This is a genomic window from Paractinoplanes atraurantiacus (assembly GCF_900215205.1).
GTDB classification, from domain to species: Bacteria; Actinomycetota; Actinomycetes; order Mycobacteriales; family Micromonosporaceae; genus Actinoplanes; species Actinoplanes atraurantiacus.
In genome coordinates, this window is sequence record NZ_OBDY01000060.1 from 1 (window position 1) to 17,396 (window position 17,396).

The window sequence follows — 17,396 nt, forward strand, 5'->3', positions numbered from 1 at the left end:
AGGGGCGAGGTGGGGCCAAGGGTGGCATCGGGGTGTCGCCGTGCAGGCTGCGCCATTTTCGGGTGTGTCGTTGTATCAATCCGTATTGCCGGCGCTCGTGGTGATCGCGGCGGAATTCTTCTTCGCCGGCGGAGTAGTTGCGGCGCCGGGTGGGATCGCGCCATGGAGATATTTGCGTCTGGCTGAACAACTGAATCTGACCCCGTATCTGGCGCATGAGTTATTCTCCCGCGAGCCCAGCCGGAGCGGTAAGAGAGAAAACGTGCCACATTCGCGTGGGCCATCAGACAGGCCTGAATTCTCATGCCGCTGTCCGCGCGCGTAGATCCACCAGCGCGCCGGCTTTCCGTGGGCGGGGTCCATTCGCGGATGCGCGGGAGGGCCGTGTGATGGATCATGGGCGCATGCCAGTCGTCGAAGCCGTAGTCGTGGTGCCGGTGCCGCCGGATGTGGCGTTCGCGGTGTCACAGACGACCGCACCGCTACGGTATCGGTGGGATCCTTTCGTACGCGAACAGCGGTTGCTCGACGGCGCCGCCAGGCCCGGCAAAGGTGTACGGACATTCACCAGGTCGCGCCATGGCCTGACCATGATCAGTCAGTACGTGTCGTATGCGCCACCGAGCAACGTCGGCATGAAGATGCTTCGCGGCCCTTGGTTCTTCGAGATGTTCGCCGGAGGGTGGCGCTTCACCGCTGCCGAGGGAACTCCGGGCCACACCGTCGCGACGTGGCGGTACAGCTTCCGGTGCCGGCCTGCACTCCTGCGTCCCGTAGCCGAGCGCCTCGGTCGCAGGCTGCTCGGTCACGACATCGACCGACGGATCCGCGCCTATGCACGCGGCTGCACCGACCCGGTCGTCTTGGCGGCGGCAAGGCAGGCACTGGAGGACAGTACCGGGCCGGCCAGCCGGTAGGACCCCGCAGGCACCGGGCGGCAGGTCGCACAGGAGGCGGCGTGCCGGCGCGAACAGACGACGGAAGGCCTTGCCCGCTTACGCCGCCGACCGAGTGTCGCGGCCAGCGGTGATCCTCCATGCGTAGTGAGAGTCGTCGGTAGCGGCCCGCCGCACGCTCCTGCCGAGGTGCGGTCGCACGATCGGATATCCGCCTGCCTGAACAGTCACGACTGGGTGGTGCCGGGGTGCGTGGGGGCCGCGGTGGAGTGGGGCCCGGGCTGCTTTCGCAGTCTCGCGGTACGGCGGAACGACAGGCGGGCGGCGAGCCTGCCATGCTCAGGTCACGCTCGCGTTGCTGGAATCAGGTCTGCGGTGTGGTCGGCTCCGGGCCGAAAAGTCTGCGCGGGCCTGACAGTGAGCGGCCGGTGCTCTATGCCCATCGGGGCTATTCGGGGGTTACCCCGCGCCCCGCGCGAAAGCGGCGCAACGGCCGTGACCAAGAGCCCCGGTCGCCTGTAGCTTCCCGGGGCTTCTCGTGGAGTCGTACGTCTGAAGTTATTGCTCCCGAATTGCCCAAGGGCTTCCGTATTCGACGAGCTTGTCGAGGAAGGGGATAGGGTCGAAGGCCTCGGGGCCCAGGACGCCCTTGCCGGCCCAGGTGCCGGCGGCCAGGAGCTCCAAGGCTATGACCGGGTTGACGGCGGTCTGCCAGACGACGGCCTGGGAGCCGTATTCGCGCATCGACCACTCGTTGTCGACCAGGTGATGCAAGTAGACCTCGCGCGGTTCGCCGGTCGGGCCGAGGCCGCGGACCCACGTGCCGGCGCAGGTCACGCCGGTCATGCGGTTGCCGAGGGTGGCGGGGTCGGGGAGGACAGCGGCCACGACGTCGCGTGGTGAGACGGACGTGCCGCCGACGCTGACCGGGGTGGTGCGGTCGAGGCCCAGCTTGTGGAGGGTTTTGAGGACGTCGATGAACTCGCGGCCCAGGCCGTACTTGAAGGTGACCTTGCCGGCCTCGACCCAGCGCGGGATGAGCAGCACCTCCTCGTGTTCGACGTGGACGCACTCGACCGGGCCGATGCCGCCGGGGAAGTCGAAAATCTCGGGCTCGCTGAACGGCTTTAGGGTGTACCAGCCGCGGTCCCGTTCGTAGACGACGGGCGGGTTCAGGCACTCCTCGATGGTCGTCCAGATGGAGAACGAAGGGGCGAAGTCGTAGCCGTCCACGACCAGGTTGGAGCCGTCGCGCACGCCGATCTCGTCGATCCGGGAGAACAGGTGGTCGGCGGCATAGCGGGCGAAGATGTCGGACAGGCCGGGCTCGACGCCGATGCCGACCAGGGCGAGCCGGCCGGCCTCCTCCCACTCCGGGGCTTCGGCGAACTGCTCGTCGCCGAGTTTGACGCCGTCCCGGCTGCTCAGCGACATGGCCATGTCGAGATAGTCGGCGCCGGCCTCGCCGGCGCCCTGGAAGACGGGCATGACGAAACGCGGATCCACGGCGTTGAGCACATGGGTGATGCCGTGCTCGCGGCACAGGGAAGCGACCGCGTCGGAAGAAGAGGCGTCGACCTGGGCCGCCACGAAACGATCATCGAATAAGCAGGACTGTGCTCGGTCCAGGGAGTAGTCGGCGATGACGAACAGGTCGTAGAAGGAGCGGCGGGCGGCGATGCCGGCGGCGGCCGAGCCGACACCCCCGGCGCCGACGGTCAGGATGCGCATGAAGAACCCTTCCGATCACTGAAACCGTGTCGTCAGAGCCTCTTCGCGCGGGAAAAGCTTGTCAAGAGCGATCAACTCTGCGATAAACGCAGGTATGCCGAACGCCGAGCCCATCCGGGCGATTGCCCCGCCCGCTGCCGGCGGGAAGAATCGCGGCGTGACGGCGGACGTGGCACTTGACGAGATCAACAAGCAGATCATCGAGCACCTTCAGCGCGACGGGCGGATGTCGTACGCGACGCTGGCCAAGACCATAGGGCTGTCCGAGGCGGCCGTACGCCAGCGGGTGCAGCGCCTGCTCGACGGCGGCCTGATGCAGATCGTGGCGGTGACCGACCCGCTGACGCTGGGCTTCGCCCGGCAGGCCATGGTCGGGCTGAAGGTCAACGGCGATCTGCGGGCCATCGCCGACGAGATCGCGGCGATCCCCGAGGTCGACTACGTGGTGATCTGCGCCGGGGGCTTCGACCTGCTGGTCGAACTGGTCTGTACGGACGACGAGCACCTGCTCGACCTTCTCAACGAGAAGGTCCGCACGATCAAGGGCGTCGCCGTCTGCGAGACGTTCATGTACCTCAAGCTCGCCAAACAGACCTACGCGTGGGGAACTCGATGACGCCGTCCTTCTGGTTGTCCACCCTCGGCCCGATCACCGAACGCCCGGCCCTGCCGGGGAACAGCGAAGCCGACGTGGCGATCGTGGGCGGCGGATACACCGGCCTGTGGACGGCGTACTACCTGTCCCAGGCCGCGCCGGAGCTGTCCATCGTGGTGCTGGAGTCGCGCTACTGCGGCTTCGGCGCCTCCGGGCGCAACGGCGGCTGGGCGTCGGGCTTGTTCCCGGTCTCGGAGGCCAAGCTGGCCCGCCGGCACGGGCCCGCTCAGGCGGCGGCAATGCATTCTGCATTGGCCGGTGCGGTGGATGAGGTCGGCCGGGCCGCCGCGGCCGAGGGCATCGACTGCCACTACGCCAAAGGCGGGACCATTTCGCTTGTACGGTCTCCCGCGCAGCTCCGCCGGGCCCGCAACGCTCCCGGGTTCATCGAGGCGGACGAGGCCCGCGCCATCTGCAACGCCACCGGTGTGCTCGGCGGCGTCTACAGCCCCGACTGCGCCGCCCTTCACCCGGCCCGGCTGGTCCGCGGCCTGGCCGAGGCGGTCGAGAAGCGCGGGGTCAAAATCTTCGAGGGCACGAGGGTACGGGGCATAGGCCGCGGCCGCGTCGTCACCGACCACGGCACCGTCACCGCCGGCACGGTCGTGCGGGCCCTGGAGGGCTACACCGCCCAGCTCGACGGCTACCGGCGCACGCTGGCACCCGTCTACAGCCTGATGATCGCCACCGAGCCACTGCCGTCGTCGTTCTGGGACCGGGTCGGCCTGGCCCGCCGCGAGACTTTCACCGACGAGCGCCACATGATCATCTACGGCCAGCGGACGGCCGACGACCGGCTCGCCTTCGGCGGCCGCGGCGCCCCGTACCACTTCGGCTCGCGGATCGAGCCCGGCTACGACCAGGTCCCGGCCGTCTTCGACTCGCTGCGCGACACCCTGGAGCAGATGTTCGGCATCCGCCCGGAGATCGCCGCCCGCTGGGGCGGCCCGCTCGGCATCCCCCGCGACTGGATGCCCTCGGTGGGCCTGTCCGACGGCATCGCCTGGGCCGGCGGCTACGTGGGCGACGGCGTCGCCGCGGCCAACCTGGCCGGCCGCACCCTGGCCGACCTGATCCGGGGCGCGGAAACCGAGCTGACCTCACTGCCGTGGGTGGGCCACCGCTCCCGCCGCTGGGAGCCCGAGCCACTGCGCTGGCTGGGTATCAACGCGGCCCTGCGAGCGACAAACCTGCGAGATTCGCTGGAGAAGGCCCGCTGAGCAGAGGTGGCAGTCGATGGGGGCGATCGCCGAATCGTCGGGCGCGGTCGAGGTGTGCCTCCAGCCCGGCAGCTGATCAAGGTGCTCGAGCGGGCGACGTGCGTGCTGCGCAGCCGCAACGATCTCCTCCATGCTTTGAGTGCGGTACGAGGGCGGGGATGCCAGGGTCAACACGCGCTACCGTAAGTGGCCGACCCTCAGTCGGTGGAGACCACCGAGCCCGCCTCGGCGGCGGAGCGGCTCCAGATCCTTGAGCAACTACTGGCCGATCTCGGCTATCGGATCTTCGGCAACAAGATGTCGTGGCATTCCGTGGCTGTCGGCCGACCGAATCGGTTATCCACACGGTGGACGACCTCGAGCCCGGCGCGATGAATCCGCGCCTTGACATCAATATGGTGGCCAAGACCGGAGGTCCGCCGCCCGCGGTCACGAAGGCCGAGCAGCGGCAACCTCCGCCGGGCGGTCCTCGGAGGGGAAAAGGCCGGCGTCGACCGCGGTGAGGCGGGGCGGCGCGGCGGCGGCGCATCGGCGAATGGCAAGGTCGTCCGGTGAACGTCTATGACATTGCCGGGCGGCTGCCCTCGATTTCGGTGCTGCGTGAGCGGTGCCGGGCCCTGGCCGTGCTGGAGTTGATTCAGGGCACCGGGTACGAGTACTACAGCTACACCGCCTGGGGTGACGGCGAAGCGGCGCTGATGAGCAACGGCGGCGGCGACGAGTACACCATCGGCTTTGCCGAGGCGGGTGTGTTCATTCGGCTGTTCGACCACGAGTCCGCGATGTCGCCGTATGCCGCCAGTGACGAAGCGACGCTCTGGCCGGGACTTTTGGACGGGCTTCCGCCGGAGTTCGCCGGGTATGTCACCGAGCCGGCGTTCTGTGACGGCGGCGTCCTGAACGCGACGGCGGTGCTGTGGCGGCGGGCCGCCGACGAACGCTGGCACGCCGGCGCCGGCATCACGTTTCCGCCGTCGCGTGGCCCCTACGACATCAGCCCGGACGGCACCGACCGGCTCGGCATCCTGTGCGGCGACATCGTCGACGAGTACGTCGACTTCGCCGGTGGCTACCACGAGGCCGAGATCGACCGGGACGCGGTGGCGCACGTCGCGGCGCTGCGGCCGCTGAGCAACGACGTGGTTCGGGCGCTGAACCCGGAGTCGAGCCTCGCCGCGGTCCGGGCGCAGGTGGCCGCGATCGGCTACCCGCTCGAAGATGAAGGGCCCGGACCGGAGAACGGTCCGGGCCCTTCCGCGATAGCGGGACTCAGCCCAGGCTGTGCATGACGTGCTTGAGGCGGGTGTAGTCCTCGAGGCCGTAGACCGACAGGTCCTTGCCGTGGCCGCTGTGTTTGAAGCCGCCGTGGGGCATCTCGGCGACCAGCGGGATGTGACAGTTGACCCAGACGCAGCCGAAGTCGAGGCGCTGGGTCATGCGCATGGCGCGGCCGTGGTCTTTGGTCCAGACGGAGGAGGCCAAGCCGTACTCGACGCCGTTGGCCCAGCGGACCGCCTCGTCCTCGTCGGTGAACTGCTGGACCGTGATGACCGGGCCGAAGACCTCGTCCTGGATGATCTCGTCGGTCTGGCGCAGGCCGGAGACGACAGTGGGGGAGTAGAAGTAGCCGCGGTCGCCGACGCGGGCGCCGCCGGCGCTCAGGACCGCGTGGTCGGGCAGGCGGTCGACGAAACCGGAGACCCGGTCGAACTGGCGGGCGTTGTTGAGCGGGCCGTAGAGCACGTCCTCGTCGTCGGCGGCGCCGGTCTTGGTGCCCTTGGCCGCCTCGGCCAGGGCGGCCACGAAGTCGCTGTGGATCCGCGGGCCGGCCAGCACGCGGGTGGCGGCGGTGCAGTCCTGGCCGGCGTTGAAATATCCGGCCTCGGCGATGGCGGCCGCGGCCGCCTCGACGTCGGCGTCGTCGAAGACCACGACGGGAGCCTTGCCGCCCAGCTCGAGGTGGGTGCGCTTGAGGTCGGCCGACGCGGCCGAGGCGACCTCCATGCCGGCCCGGACCGAACCGGTGATCGAAACCATCTGCGGGGTCTTGTGGCTGACCAGCTCGCGGCCGGTGTCGCGGTCGCCGACGACCACGTTGAAGGCGCCGGCGGGCAGGAACTCGGCGGCGATCTCGGCCAGCATGACGGTGGTCAGCGGGGTCGTGTCGGACGGCTTGAGCACGACCGTGTTGCCGGCGGCGAGCGCGGGGGCGATCTTCCAGACGGCCATCATGAGCGGGTAGTTCCACGGCGTGACCTGGGCGACGACGCCGATCGGCTCGCGGCGCACGTAGCTCTCGTAGCCGTTGAGGTATTGCCCGGCCGAGCGGCCCTCGAGCAGGCGGGCGGCGCCGGCGAAGAAGCGGAGCTGGTCGACCGCCGGGGGCAGTTCCTCGCTGGCGGTCAGGCCCAGCGGCTTGCCCGTGTTCTGCGACTCGGCCTTGACCAGGTCGTCCGCGCGCTCCTCGACGGCGTCGGCGAACCTGAGCAGGGCCCGCTGGCGCTCGCCGGGTGTGGTGTCACGCCAGGTCTCGAAGGCCTTGGCGGCGGCCTCCATGGCCCGGTCGACGTCGGGCCGGCCGGAGACGGGGGCGGACGCGAACACCTCGCCGGTGGCGGGATCGATGAGGTCTTCGTATCGGCCCTCGGCCGGCGCGGCCGACTCGCCGCCGATGAAGTTGTGCAGCACGGTCTTGGCGGTCACACGGTCTCCAGACGCAGGATCTCCACTGTTTGGGTGCCATCTTCCCACTGATTCCGTTGCTGACAAGAGGGTCGGGCGACTCGTTCCGTGCGGGGTTAGGGTGGGCGGTGCTCAAGATCAAGGTGCTCGCGGCGGCGCTGGTGTTCGGGATGGCCGCGGCGCTGATCAAGGGCGACGGCGGTGGGGTGCGCGACACCGTCGGCAACCTCAGCACGCCGTGGCTGCTGGTGGCGTTCGTCCCGGGGATGTTCGCGCGGTCGGTGCCCCGCGGTGCGGTGATCGGGCTGGTGTCGACGCTGGTGGCGCTGCTCGGGTTCTACGTGGTGGTGACGCTGACCTTGGACGATCAGATGCCGGACATGCGCGAGCATCTGCTGCACGTGTTGCGGCTCAACCGGCGGTGGATCTGGTCGGGGCTGCTCAGTGGTCCGGTGATGGGCGCGCTGGGTGCCTGGCTGGGGCGGCGGGCGCTGCTGCCGGTCACCGGGGTGCTGCTCGTGCTGGAGCCGATCGTGATCGTGTCGGCGCGGGTCGTGCCGGGGTGGCGGTCGGTGATCCACTGGACGCTGGAGCCGGTTCCCTACTTGGTCGAGCTCGTCGCCGGGGTGCTCGTCCTCAGCAGCATGCGCAGGCGTCGCCGCGCCACGCCTCGCGGCCTTCCCTGACGGCCACGGCGGCGATGACCAGGGCGGCGACCGGATCGGCCCAGTGCCAGCCGAGGGTCGCGTTGAGGACAAGACCGACGAGCAGGACTGCTGAGAGGTACGTACACAGCAGTGTCTGCTTCGAGTCGGCGACCGCGGTGCGGGAGCCGAGTTCGCGGCCGGCCCGGCGCTGCGCGCAGGACAGGCCGGGCATGACGGCGAGGGACACCGCGGCCAGCACGATGCCGGCGGTCGAGTGGCCGGCCTCGTGCCCGGTGATCAGCGCGCGGGCCGACTCGGCGGTCACGTAGGCGGCGAGCGCGAAGAACGAGACGGCGATGACCCGCAGGGCGGCCTTTTCGCGGGCCTGCGGGTCGCGGCCGCTGAACTGCCACGCGACCGCGGCGGCGGAGGACACCTCGATGACCGAGTCGAGCCCGAAGCCGATCAGCGCGGTGGAGCCGGCGGCCGCCCCGGCGCTGATGGCCACGACGGCCTCGACGACGTTGAACGCGATGGTGGCCGCGACCAGCAGCCGGATCCGCCGGGTCAGGGTGGCCTGCCGGCCCGGGGTGATCAGCGAGATCTCCATCAGCAGCAGTCCTCGCCGGGGCAGATCGCGGGATCGACGGCCAGCACCAGGCCGAGCAGGTCGGTCAGCGCGTGGGTGAGCCGCGGGTCGGCCAGCTCGTAGCGGACCCGGCGGCCCTCGGGGACGGCCACGACGAGGCCGCAGCCGCGCAGGCAGGCGAGGTGGTTGGAGAGGTTCTGCCGGGTGACGCCGAGCAGCTCGGCCAGGTCGGCCGGGTAGCCGGGCGCCTCGCGCAGCGCGAGCAGCAGGCGGGCGCGCGTGGGGTCGGACAGGGCGTGGCCGAACCGGGACAGGGCCTGGCCGTGGGTCACCGTCTCCACGGGGCCGACAGTACAGCGTGCGCTGTACTGTCTTCAAGCCCCGCGCCCCGCGCGAAAGAGGCGCAACGGCCGTGACCCGGCGACCAGGCCGCCTATTAGTCCGGTGCCTTCGAGAAGGCGTACCTCTGAAGGTTCAAGAGAACTGCGGGACGACCTCCTCGGCCAGACGCAGCAGGTGGCTGTGGTCGTAGGCGACGCGGGGGATGTAGAAGAGGACGTAGTCAGCGCCGGCGTCGGCCAAGCGCTCGACGTGGGCGATCGTGTCCTTGGTGGACTGGTTGAGGTCGAGCTCGATCGTCGTCGACTTGCGGATGCGGTCGTAATCGCGGCCCAGGCGGTCGCAGTGCGCGCGCAGGACGCCCAGCTTGTGCTTGACGAGCGCGGGATCGCCGCCGCCGACGTTGCAGCCGTCGGCATATTGCGCCACCAGCTTCAGCGTGACCTTCTCGCCGCCGCCGCCCAGCCAGAACGAAGGCTTGCGCCGCGGCTGGTTGATCGGGCCGTCGATCGAGTAGTGCTTGCCCTGGTAGACCGGGCGGTCCTCGGTCCACATCTTGGTGATGACCTCGACCGCCTCGCGGAACTCGGCCATCCGGGTCGGCACGTCCTCCCACCGATAGCCGTAGGCCTTCCACTCGTCCTCGTACCAGCCGGCGCCCAGACCCGCGTAGAGGCGGCCCTTGCTGGCCACATCGACGGTCGAGGCGATCTTGGCGTAGAGCGAGGGCTGCCGGTAGCCGTTGCAGCCGACCATCTGCCCGATGTTGACCCGGCTGGTGTCGCGGGCCAGCGTCGACGTGGCGGTCCAGCACTCGAAGGTGGTGTTCATGGACGGCTCGGGCCAGGTGTGGAAGTGGTCGTAGAGCCAGATCGAGTCCCACGGCCCGGCGTCGGCGACCCGGGCGACAGCGGTCATCGCCTCGTACTGCTCCTCCGGGTCGGCGATCTCGACCAGGTCCATCTTCCAGCCCTGCGGCACGAAAACCCCGAAACTCACGCTCATGAAAATGACCCTAGTGCAGTGTCCACTAACGTTCACCGTGGTTGGGTGGCGTTATGGATCCTCGCCCATGGTTTTGGACGAGCGACTCCTCACCGTTCCGGGTGAGGCGGGCCTCTGCCGGCCAACTGACCCTCTCGTCGTCGCCGCTCGTGGGCGGCGGCGGGGGTCACGCCGTGCCGTGCGGACACCGGGCAGGTGTCGCCCGGCTCGACCCGGCGCCGGTGTCGGCCTTCGATCAGCCGGGCCCGGCGGCGGGTCTTGCGCCAGCGCCGTGATCCGCGCTGGCCTTTGCTGGGTGCGCGGGCGGCGGTGGCTCGGTTGCGGGCTTTGGTGTCGGCCAGGTGTAGGCGGTGTTCGGCGCGGATCGCCCGGCCGGAGACCAGCAGGGCCTGGCCGTCGCGCGTGGCTACGGCGAACGGGTGGATGATCCCGCAGTCCACCCCTGCGACCCGGGCGCGGTCAGGCTGCCCGCCGGCCAGGTAGGTGGTGACCGGGAGTTCGGCGGTGACATCGATCCACAATCGGCCGTCGGTGGATCGACATCAGAAAACGTCGTCGGCGAGGAAACCGCACGTCAAGGGCACCCGCTTTGCGGCGAGCGGCCGCGGAGAACCAAGCGTCGGAGTACCGGCGCAATACGGAACGGGCTCCGTTGCTGTCGAGATCGCCGAAGGTGCCGGGGCCGGACTGGGCGAGCAAACGGCACAACTCGTGGTAGCCGACGGTAGGGGCGTCAGCGCGGCGGCGCCGCCACCCGTTGAGCTCCAGCACGCACGACCACACGTCGCCGGCTGAGCGCAGCAGCCCGAAACAGCGCTGCCGCTGGGCGCGGGTCAGACGTAGCCCGATCCGGGCGGTGCGGTGCACGACCGGACCGGTACTAGCGTCGCGCCATCTAGGCATGAAGCTAGCATTCCAGGCCTGTCAAGTCCGGCGGGACGTCAGCGGCCTACGGGTAACGGGTTGGCATCGAGGGTTGGCTTAGCCTATCGGCCGGACGAGAGTGTCTGAGGATTTCGTTTCTACGGGGGAGCGGATGTACTTCGTGAGCTTGGGCGCCGTGCGCCGGCGCTCCGGCCAGGCTCTGCTCGTGCTGCTCCTGGCGGCGCTCGCGGCCACGGCGGCGTCGGCCGCGGCCTGGTACGGGCTGACCGTGGCGTCACGGGCGGCCAGCACCGATGTGCGCAACGCGCCCGCGATCCAGCACGTCATCATCGCCCACGGCCGGGGCGAGGCCGGTGCGCTCGACCCGTTCGCGGCCAAGGTGGACGACCTGCTGCGGCTGCCGTCGGCGGAGCCGGTGCTCGGGCTGGCCGCCGACATGACGTACATCTACCCCGACCAGCCGGGCTCGGCCTCGGGCATGCCGGCCGCCTACCGCGACGGGTTCTGCGCCCACGTGCGGCTCACCGGCGCCTGCCCGGCCGCGGCCAACGACGTGGCGGTCAGCGCGGACGCCGCCCGCAAACTCAAGCTGAAGCCGGGCTCCACGTTCCAGGCGAGGGCGGTCGCCTCCACCGAGCCGGTGCGGTTCCGGGTCACCGGCGTCTACCAGATCGCCGACCCCAACGGCCCGTACTGGGCGGACGAGCTGTTCCGGTCGCGGGGCTCGCTCGACCCGTTCTTCACCCCGCGCGACACCTTCCGGGCCCCGCAGCTGAGCGGCGCCACCCTGGCCTGGGCGGTCGAAGTGCCCGAGCCGCTGCTGCGCGGCGACGGCGGCTACGACCTCAACGGCCTGATCAACGCGGCCCGGCCCCGGTTCGCGGCGGCCCAGCTCGACCTGGACACGGTGGCCGGCGAGCTGGTCGACCAGGTGCGCGAATCGCGGCTGGCGGTGGCGCAGGGCGTGCTGATCGCGGTAGGGCAGACGCTGCTGCTGGCCTGGTTCGCGATCGGGCTGGCGGGGCGCTTCACCGGGCGCGACCGGCGCTCCGACGCCGGGCTGCTCAAGCTGCGCGGCACGACGTACGGGGGCATCCTGCGCCTGTCGGCCGCCCAGCATGTGGTGCCGCTGGCCGGCGGGGCGCTGATCGGCTGGCTGGCCGGGCCGCTGGTGGCGTGGCCGTTCGCCGGCGGCTGGCCGGTGCCGGTCGAGCTGTGGATCGCGGCGGTGCTGTCGCTGGGCGCGGTGCTGGTGGTGACGCTGGCCGGGCTGGCGGTGCTGGTCGGGATGGACGCGATCGCGGCCCGGGCGCCGGTGGTGGTGCTGCTGCGCCGGGTGCCGGCGCACCGGCACGACTGGCGGTCCGGGGTGGTCGACGTGGCGCTGGTCGCGCTGGCGGCGGGGGCGGTCTACCAGGCGCGGACCGGTGGGACGGGCTTCGGGGTGGTGGCGCCGGTGATGGTGGCGCTCGCGGTGGGCCTGCTGCTGGCGCGGCTGCTGCGGTGGATCGCCGACCGGGTGGGCGCGGTGGCGTTGCGGGCGGGCCGGATCCGCCTCGGGCTGACGGCGGTGCAGATGTCGCGCCAGCCGGGCGTCGACCGGGTGTTCGCGCTGGCGGTGGTGGCGATCGCGATGGTCGCGCTGACCGGCGGCGTCTTCGCGGCCGGGCGGACGTCCCGGGCGGACCGGGCGGCGGCGGAGCTCGGCGCGGCCCGGGTGCTGACGGTCACGGCACAGACGAGGACCCAGCTTTTGTACGCCGTACGTCAGGCCGATCCCTCAGGGCGCTACGCGATGGCCGCCGTGCTCGACACCGCGAGCGCGCCACCCGTGCTGGCCGTCGACTCGTCACGCTTCGCCACCGTCGCCGCCGACATGCCCCCCACGGTCTCCGCAGCCGTCACCGCCGCAGCATCCGCCGCCGCGCCTACGCCCATTGCCTCCGCGCCCGTTACCGCCTCCGCGCCTGCCTCTGCCTCCGCTTCTGCGCCTACCTCCGCCTCTTCCTCCGCACCCGCCGCCTCGCCCTCCATGCGCAAATCGGATATTCCCGATATGGCGGGTGCCTTTCCGCTGGTGACCGGTGGGCGGGTGACCGTGCGGGTGGACAGCGAGCGGCGGACGACCACTCTGCTCGGGGCGGTGCTTCAACAAGAAGCGACGGGGGAGGGCGTCCAGGTCGAGTTCCGGGGCATCCGCCGGGGCTCGCAGAGCGTGACCGCCTCGGTGCCGCGCTGCGCGATCGCGCCCGGCTGCCGGCTGGTCAGCTTCCAGCTCTACACGCCGGCCGGCTCCGACGACGGCGCGCTCACCCTGCGCGGCGTCTCCACCCCGGCCGGCGAGGTGCTCAGCGGCGCCCAGTTGGCCGACGTCAGCCGCTGGCGCCCCGACTTCACCGGCGCCGCGCTGCGGGTGGCCACCACCGGCGACGGGCTGCGGCTCTCGGTCGGCGCCGACGCCGGTGCCGGCACCTCCGTGTACGCCGTGGACACCCCGCTGCCGCTGCCGATCGTGCTGGCCGGGCCACGCCCCGACAACTGGCAGTTCGACGACTCCACCCTCGACCGCTTCGGCGACCCGGCCACCCCGGTCCGGGTCGTCGCCACCACCGGTGTGCTGCCCGTTCTCGGCCGGACCGGGGTGCTCACCGACCTCGACGCCGCCCGCCGCCTGGCCGGGGCCGGCGACCAGGGCGGCACCTTCCAGGTCTGGCTCACCGGCGACGCCCCCGCCGCCGTGGTCGACGCGATCGGGTTGCCCGTGCTGTCCGACCGCACCGCCGCCGGCCGGGCCGAGCAGCTGGCCGGGCAGGGCCGGGTCGTCACCGCGCCCTTCGGCCTGGTCACCGTGGTCATCGCGCTGTTCGTGGCGGGCACCCTGGTGGCGATCGCCTCGTCCGTCGAGCGCGAGACCCAGCTCGAGCAGCTGCGAGCCCTGCGCGCACAGGGCCTGTCGCGGGCCACCGCCCTGGCCACCGGGTACGCCGGTCAGGCCGCGCTCGTCGTCGCCGCCCTGGCCGGCGGTCTCGCGGCGGCGCTGGTGGCCCGCCCGGTCGCGGACGTGACCGCGCCGCCCTTCGCCGACGGCTGGCGGGTCATACCGCCGCCGGGTGCGCTGGGACCCGTACCCCTAAGCCTGGCCTGTCTTGCTGGTCTTCTCGTTCTCGGTGTGACCGCGGCGCTGTCCGCGCGCCGCCTGCGGGGAGGCCTGAAATGATCTCCCTGGTCCTCGCGATGGTGTGGAACCGGCGCGGCCAAGCCCTGGTCATCGCCCTGCTGTCGCTGTTCGGGGTGGCCGCCGCGGTCGCCGCGCCGGCCTATCTGCGCGCCGCCGACCGGGCCGTCGCCGCCGGTCAGGTCACGACGTCGCTGCCCTCCGAACGGGCGGTCGAGCTGACCACCCTGCGGCTCGACCACCGCCGGGACCCGCCCGGCTCCGAGCCGACCGACATCGACCTGACCCGCACCGGCACCGCCCTGACCGGCCTGGCCGGCTTCGCGTACGTCTACTCGGCCGAATACCCCACGGTCGGCATCGAGCCCGACGACCGCAACCGCACCCGTTTCGTCTACCGGCAGGACGCCTGCGCCCACCTGACGATGACGGCCGGCCGCTGCGCCATCGCCTCGGGCGACGTCGTCCTCGGCGCCGAGACCGGCCGGCGGCTGGGCCTGAAACCCGGCGATTCCATCACCTTGACCTTCGCCGTACGCCCGTCCCCGCGCCTGCCCGACTATGTGCCGGCCGGCGTGCCGAAGCAGTTCCTGATCGCCGGCCTCTACCGCGCCACCGACCCGGCCGACGAGTTCTGGGGCACGCACGGCTACTTCGGCCGCGACTCCGGCGACCGCCCCGGCGAGCCCGCCTTCGTCACCAGCGCCTCCCTGCGCACCATGGACCACGGCGCCATGCAAACCAGTCTTGACGCGTACGCCGGTCCCGGCGCCCTGAACGTCGACCGCCTGCCGGCCCTGCAGACCCGCCTGGCCCAGCTGCAGGCGTCGGTCACCGACTTCGGCGCCGGCGTCGAGCTCAAGTCCGGCCTGCCCGGCCTGCTCACCCGCATCGACGAGGGTCGCCGCGCCGCCCACCGCATCGTGCCGGTGCTGGCCGTGGCCCTGGTCCTGCTGGCCTGCTTGACCATCTTCCTGGCCGTCGGATACGGCACCGAGGGCCGCCGCCCCGAACTGGCCGTGGTCGCCCTGCGCGGCGCCCGCTGGGGCCAGCGCTGGTGGCTGGCCACCGGCGAGAACATCGTCGCCATCGTGGCCGGCGCCCTGCTCGGCTGCCTGGCCGGCCAGCTGCTGGTCACCCTGTTCACCGCGTGGCGGTTCCCCGGCGTCGGCGCCGACCCCGGCCTGGCCTCGCTGCGCTGGGCCCCGGTGGCCGCCGGCGCCGCCGTGCTCACCGTCCTGCTGGCCGAACGACGCCAGATCGCCACTCCGGTCGCCGAACTGCTGCGCCGCGCCCCCGCCGTCCGCGGCAGCGCGCGGGCCGTGGCCGCCGAAGCCGTCGTCGTCCTGCTCGCGGCGGTGGCCACGGTCCAGCTGTCGGCCGACCTGCTCGGGGTGGGCACCTTCGCGGCCGCCCTCATCGTCATCGCCGCCGCCCTGGTCGTCGCTCGCCTGCTCCTGCCGTGGGCCACGGTCCTGGGCCGCCGGGCCCTGCGCGCGGGCCGGCTCGGCGCGGCCCTGGCCGGCTTCCAACTCTCCCGGCGCCCCGGCGCGGCCCGGCTGTTCGCCCTGCTGACGGCCGCGGTGGCGGTGGTCGGCTACGCCTCGGCCGCCGTCGACGTGGCCGCCCGCGGCCGCATGCTGGAGGCCGAAGTCGGCACCGGCGCCACCCGGGTCCTCACCGTCGCCGCCACCGGCCGCCAGAACCTGATGAACGCGGTCCGGGCGGCCGACCCTTCCGGTGCGTACGCGATGGCCGCCGTCCGCCTTTCGTCCGACCCCGGCCGCCCGGCCCTCCTGGCCGTCGACACCACCCGGCTCGGCCTGGTCGCGCTGGGCCCGGCGGTGAACGTCGGCCCGCTACGGCCCGCCGCCCCGCCGCCGGTCGAGCTGAAGGGTGCGACGGTGGCGTTCGACATCACCGCGTCCGGCTTCGCCACCGGCAAGACCGTCGACCTGACCGCGGTGCTCTCACCCTCCGGGGGCGGCGACGACCAGGTGATCCCGTACGGCGTGGTCACCAACGGCCGCCACGTCTACAGCCAGTCCGTGCCCGCCTGCGCCGGCGGATGCACCCTGAACTCGCTGCGCCTGTTCGGCGGCCAGGGCACCCTCGACATCGCCGGCAAGCTGACGGTCCACTCGCTGAGGACACCGGACTGGCGAGCCTCCGAAGGCGGCACCGCGGCCGCGTCCCCCGACGGCCTGAAGATCGACGTAACATCCCTGAACGGCCTGGCCAACGGCATGTTCGTCCAGCCCGCCGACGCGCCGTGGCCCCTGCCGGTGGCGACGGCCGGGGTGACCGCGTTGAAGAGCATCAACGGTCTGGACGCGCGGGAGGTCCCGGTGAAGGTGGCCGTGCGGGCGGACGCCATCCCGGGCGGAGGCGCCCCCGCGGTGCTGGTGGACCTCGACTACGCCGACCGCCTGGCCACCGACGGCGCCCAGACGGCCGGCGCCCAGGTGTGGCTCAACGACCGGGCCCCGGCCGACGTGGTGGACCGCCTGGAATCACGGGGCCTGGTGGTGATCGGCGACGTGCGCACGGCCCAGGTCCGGGCCCGCCTGGACAACCAGGGCCCGGCGATCGCCCTGTGGTTCTACGTGATCGTCGCCGTCCTGGCCACGGCCCTGGCCGCCGGCGCCCTGATCCTGTCGGCGTCGGTGGACCGCGCCCGCCGGGTGGAGGATCTGTCCGCGCTGCGCACCCAGGGGTTGACCCGCCGGGCCCTGCGCCAGGCAACGTTGTGGACCTACCCCGTCCTGGTAGCGGTGGCGGTCGTGGCGGGCATGGCGATCGCCGCCCTGGGGTGGTGGTTGACGGGTTGGGCGCTGCCGTTGGCCGGCTTGAACCGCCCCGAGGTCCCGCTACCCACATGGCCGAACCCGTTGGTCCTGACGGCAACGGGCATAGCGGCCGCCGCCGTGTTGGCCGCGGTGGCATTGGCCGCCGGCCGAAGAACGCTGCGCGAGATCCGCTAACCACTCCACCCGCATGCGCCTTGTCGGTGCGCACCGATTCCGCATGATCGGCGCGGCTGAACGAACGTGTTCCTAAGGAGCGCGTTCGTCACGAGCGGGTTCGTCACGAGCGCGTTCGTCACGAGCGGGTTCGTCACGAGCGCGTTCGTCACGAGCGCGTTCGTCACGAGCGCGTTCGTCACGACCGCGTTCGTCACGACCGCGTTCGTCACGACCGCGTTCGTCACGACCGCGTTCGTCACGACGGCGTTCGTCAGGAACTTGTTCCTCGGCGACGAGCGCGTTCGTCACGAACTTGTTCGACCGGCGACGAGCTTGCTGGAAACGATCGTGTTCGTCAGGAACATGCTCGTGACGATCGTGTTCGCCGGTGGCGGGGCGGGCGGTTGGGCGGGACAAAGTGGGGTCAGTGGAGGGAGGTGCCGGCGGGACGAGGTGGGTTAGCGGAGGAGGCGCGGGGTCAGTGCGGAGGGCGGCGCGGGGCGGGGCGGGGGCGCGCAGGGCGGCGCTAGGCGGGCGGCGCGAAGCAGGACGGGGCGAAAAACCCGGCGTGGGCAGGGCGGAGGGCGATGCGGGGCAGGGCAAGGC

16 protein-coding genes are annotated in these 17,396 nt (G+C 71.7%); 9 read left to right on the forward strand and 7 right to left on the reverse strand.

Annotated elements, in window-relative coordinates; all coding sequences use genetic code 11:
• Positions 1-217: hypothetical protein (locus CRP55_RS54245; protein ID WP_218855228.1), on the reverse strand; the 217-nt coding region annotated here is incomplete at its 3' end.
• Between the two features lie 187 nt (positions 218-404).
• Here CRP55_RS54245 and CRP55_RS50955 point away from each other — a divergent pair.
• Positions 405-917, forward strand: a complete 513-nt coding sequence (locus CRP55_RS50955) for an SRPBCC family protein (RefSeq protein ID WP_097329351.1) — start codon at positions 405-407, stop codon at positions 915-917.
• Between the two features lie 537 nt (positions 918-1,454).
• On the opposite strand, the gene CRP55_RS50960 is transcribed toward CRP55_RS50955, so the two are convergent.
• The gene (locus tag CRP55_RS50960) at positions 1,455-2,627 is read right to left on the reverse strand and encodes a saccharopine dehydrogenase family protein (RefSeq protein WP_097329352.1); all 1,173 of its coding nucleotides are present in this window, start codon (positions 2,625-2,627) and stop codon (positions 1,455-1,457) included.
• Between the two features lie 94 nt (positions 2,628-2,721).
• On the opposite strand from CRP55_RS50960, the gene CRP55_RS50965 reads away from it, so the two are divergent.
• The 4 genes from CRP55_RS50965 (at position 2,722) to CRP55_RS50975 (ending at position 5,791) form a co-directional block, all read left to right on the forward strand.
• Entirely contained in the window at positions 2,722-3,243 is a 522-nt protein-coding gene (locus tag CRP55_RS50965; protein ID WP_097329353.1) for an Lrp/AsnC family transcriptional regulator, read from the forward strand.
• Positions 3,240-4,502, forward strand: a complete 1,263-nt coding sequence (locus tag CRP55_RS50970) for an NAD(P)/FAD-dependent oxidoreductase (RefSeq protein ID WP_097329354.1) — start codon at positions 3,240-3,242, stop codon at positions 4,500-4,502. The genes CRP55_RS50965 and CRP55_RS50970 overlap by 4 nt, the downstream gene beginning before the upstream one ends.
• Before the next feature lie 204 nt (positions 4,503-4,706).
• Positions 4,707-4,877, forward strand: coding sequence for a hypothetical protein (locus CRP55_RS53795; RefSeq protein ID WP_179855723.1), 171 nt, complete (start codon positions 4,707-4,709; stop codon positions 4,875-4,877).
• 176 nt (positions 4,878-5,053) lie between these two features.
• Positions 5,054-5,791 carry a hypothetical protein gene (locus CRP55_RS50975; RefSeq protein WP_245924028.1) on the forward strand — a complete coding sequence of 246 codons (738 nt, stop codon included), beginning with the start codon at positions 5,054-5,056 and terminating at the stop codon, positions 5,789-5,791.
• On the opposite strand, the gene CRP55_RS50980 is transcribed toward CRP55_RS50975, so the two are convergent.
• On the reverse strand, positions 5,772-7,205 hold the full coding sequence (locus CRP55_RS50980) for a gamma-aminobutyraldehyde dehydrogenase (RefSeq protein WP_097329355.1): 1,434 nt from the start codon (positions 7,203-7,205) through the stop codon (positions 5,772-5,774). The two genes, CRP55_RS50975 and CRP55_RS50980, sit on opposite strands and share 20 nt — an antisense overlap.
• 107 nt (positions 7,206-7,312) lie before the next feature.
• Here CRP55_RS50980 and CRP55_RS50985 point away from each other — a divergent pair, with 107 nt between their 5' ends.
• Positions 7,313-7,870, forward strand: a complete 558-nt coding sequence (locus CRP55_RS50985) for a DUF6518 family protein (RefSeq protein ID WP_097329356.1) — start codon at positions 7,313-7,315, stop codon at positions 7,868-7,870.
• Here the strand turns inward: CRP55_RS50985 and CRP55_RS50990 are convergent.
• The 4 genes from CRP55_RS50990 to CRP55_RS51005 form a co-directional block, all read right to left on the reverse strand.
• The gene (locus tag CRP55_RS50990; RefSeq protein WP_097329357.1) at positions 7,821-8,441 is read right to left on the reverse strand and encodes a cation efflux transmembrane domain-containing protein; all 621 of its coding nucleotides are present in this window, start codon (positions 8,439-8,441) and stop codon (positions 7,821-7,823) included. The genes CRP55_RS50985 and CRP55_RS50990 overlap by 50 nt on opposite strands.
• The gene (locus CRP55_RS50995; protein WP_097329358.1) at positions 8,441-8,761 is read right to left on the reverse strand and encodes an ArsR/SmtB family transcription factor; all 321 of its coding nucleotides are present in this window, start codon (positions 8,759-8,761) and stop codon (positions 8,441-8,443) included. The genes CRP55_RS50990 and CRP55_RS50995 overlap by 1 nt, the downstream gene beginning before the upstream one ends.
• 133 nt (positions 8,762-8,894) lie before the next feature.
• A complete protein-coding gene (locus CRP55_RS51000; protein ID WP_097329359.1) occupies positions 8,895-9,764 on the reverse strand; it encodes a TIGR03560 family F420-dependent LLM class oxidoreductase in 870 nt (289 codons plus the stop codon).
• 89 nt (positions 9,765-9,853) lie between these two features.
• A complete protein-coding gene (locus CRP55_RS51005; protein ID WP_097329360.1) occupies positions 9,854-10,285 on the reverse strand; it encodes a hypothetical protein in 432 nt (143 codons plus the stop codon).
• 515 nt (positions 10,286-10,800) lie between these two features.
• Here CRP55_RS51005 and CRP55_RS51010 point away from each other — a divergent pair.
• The 3 genes from CRP55_RS51010 (at position 10,801) to CRP55_RS53800 (ending at position 17,252) form a co-directional block, all read left to right on the forward strand.
• The gene (locus tag CRP55_RS51010) at positions 10,801-13,866 is read left to right on the forward strand and encodes an ABC transporter permease family protein (RefSeq protein ID WP_097329361.1); all 3,066 of its coding nucleotides are present in this window, start codon (positions 10,801-10,803) and stop codon (positions 13,864-13,866) included.
• Positions 13,863-16,808: an ABC transporter permease gene (locus CRP55_RS51015; RefSeq protein WP_097329362.1), complete on the forward strand. Its 2,946-nt coding sequence runs from the start codon at positions 13,863-13,865 to the stop codon at positions 16,806-16,808. Before CRP55_RS51010 ends, CRP55_RS51015 begins: the two co-directional genes overlap by 4 nt.
• 66 nt (positions 16,809-16,874) lie before the next feature.
• Positions 16,875-17,252: a hypothetical protein gene (locus CRP55_RS53800; RefSeq protein WP_179855724.1), complete on the forward strand. Its 378-nt coding sequence runs from the start codon at positions 16,875-16,877 to the stop codon at positions 17,250-17,252.
• Positions 17,253-17,396: the final 144 nt, after the last annotated feature.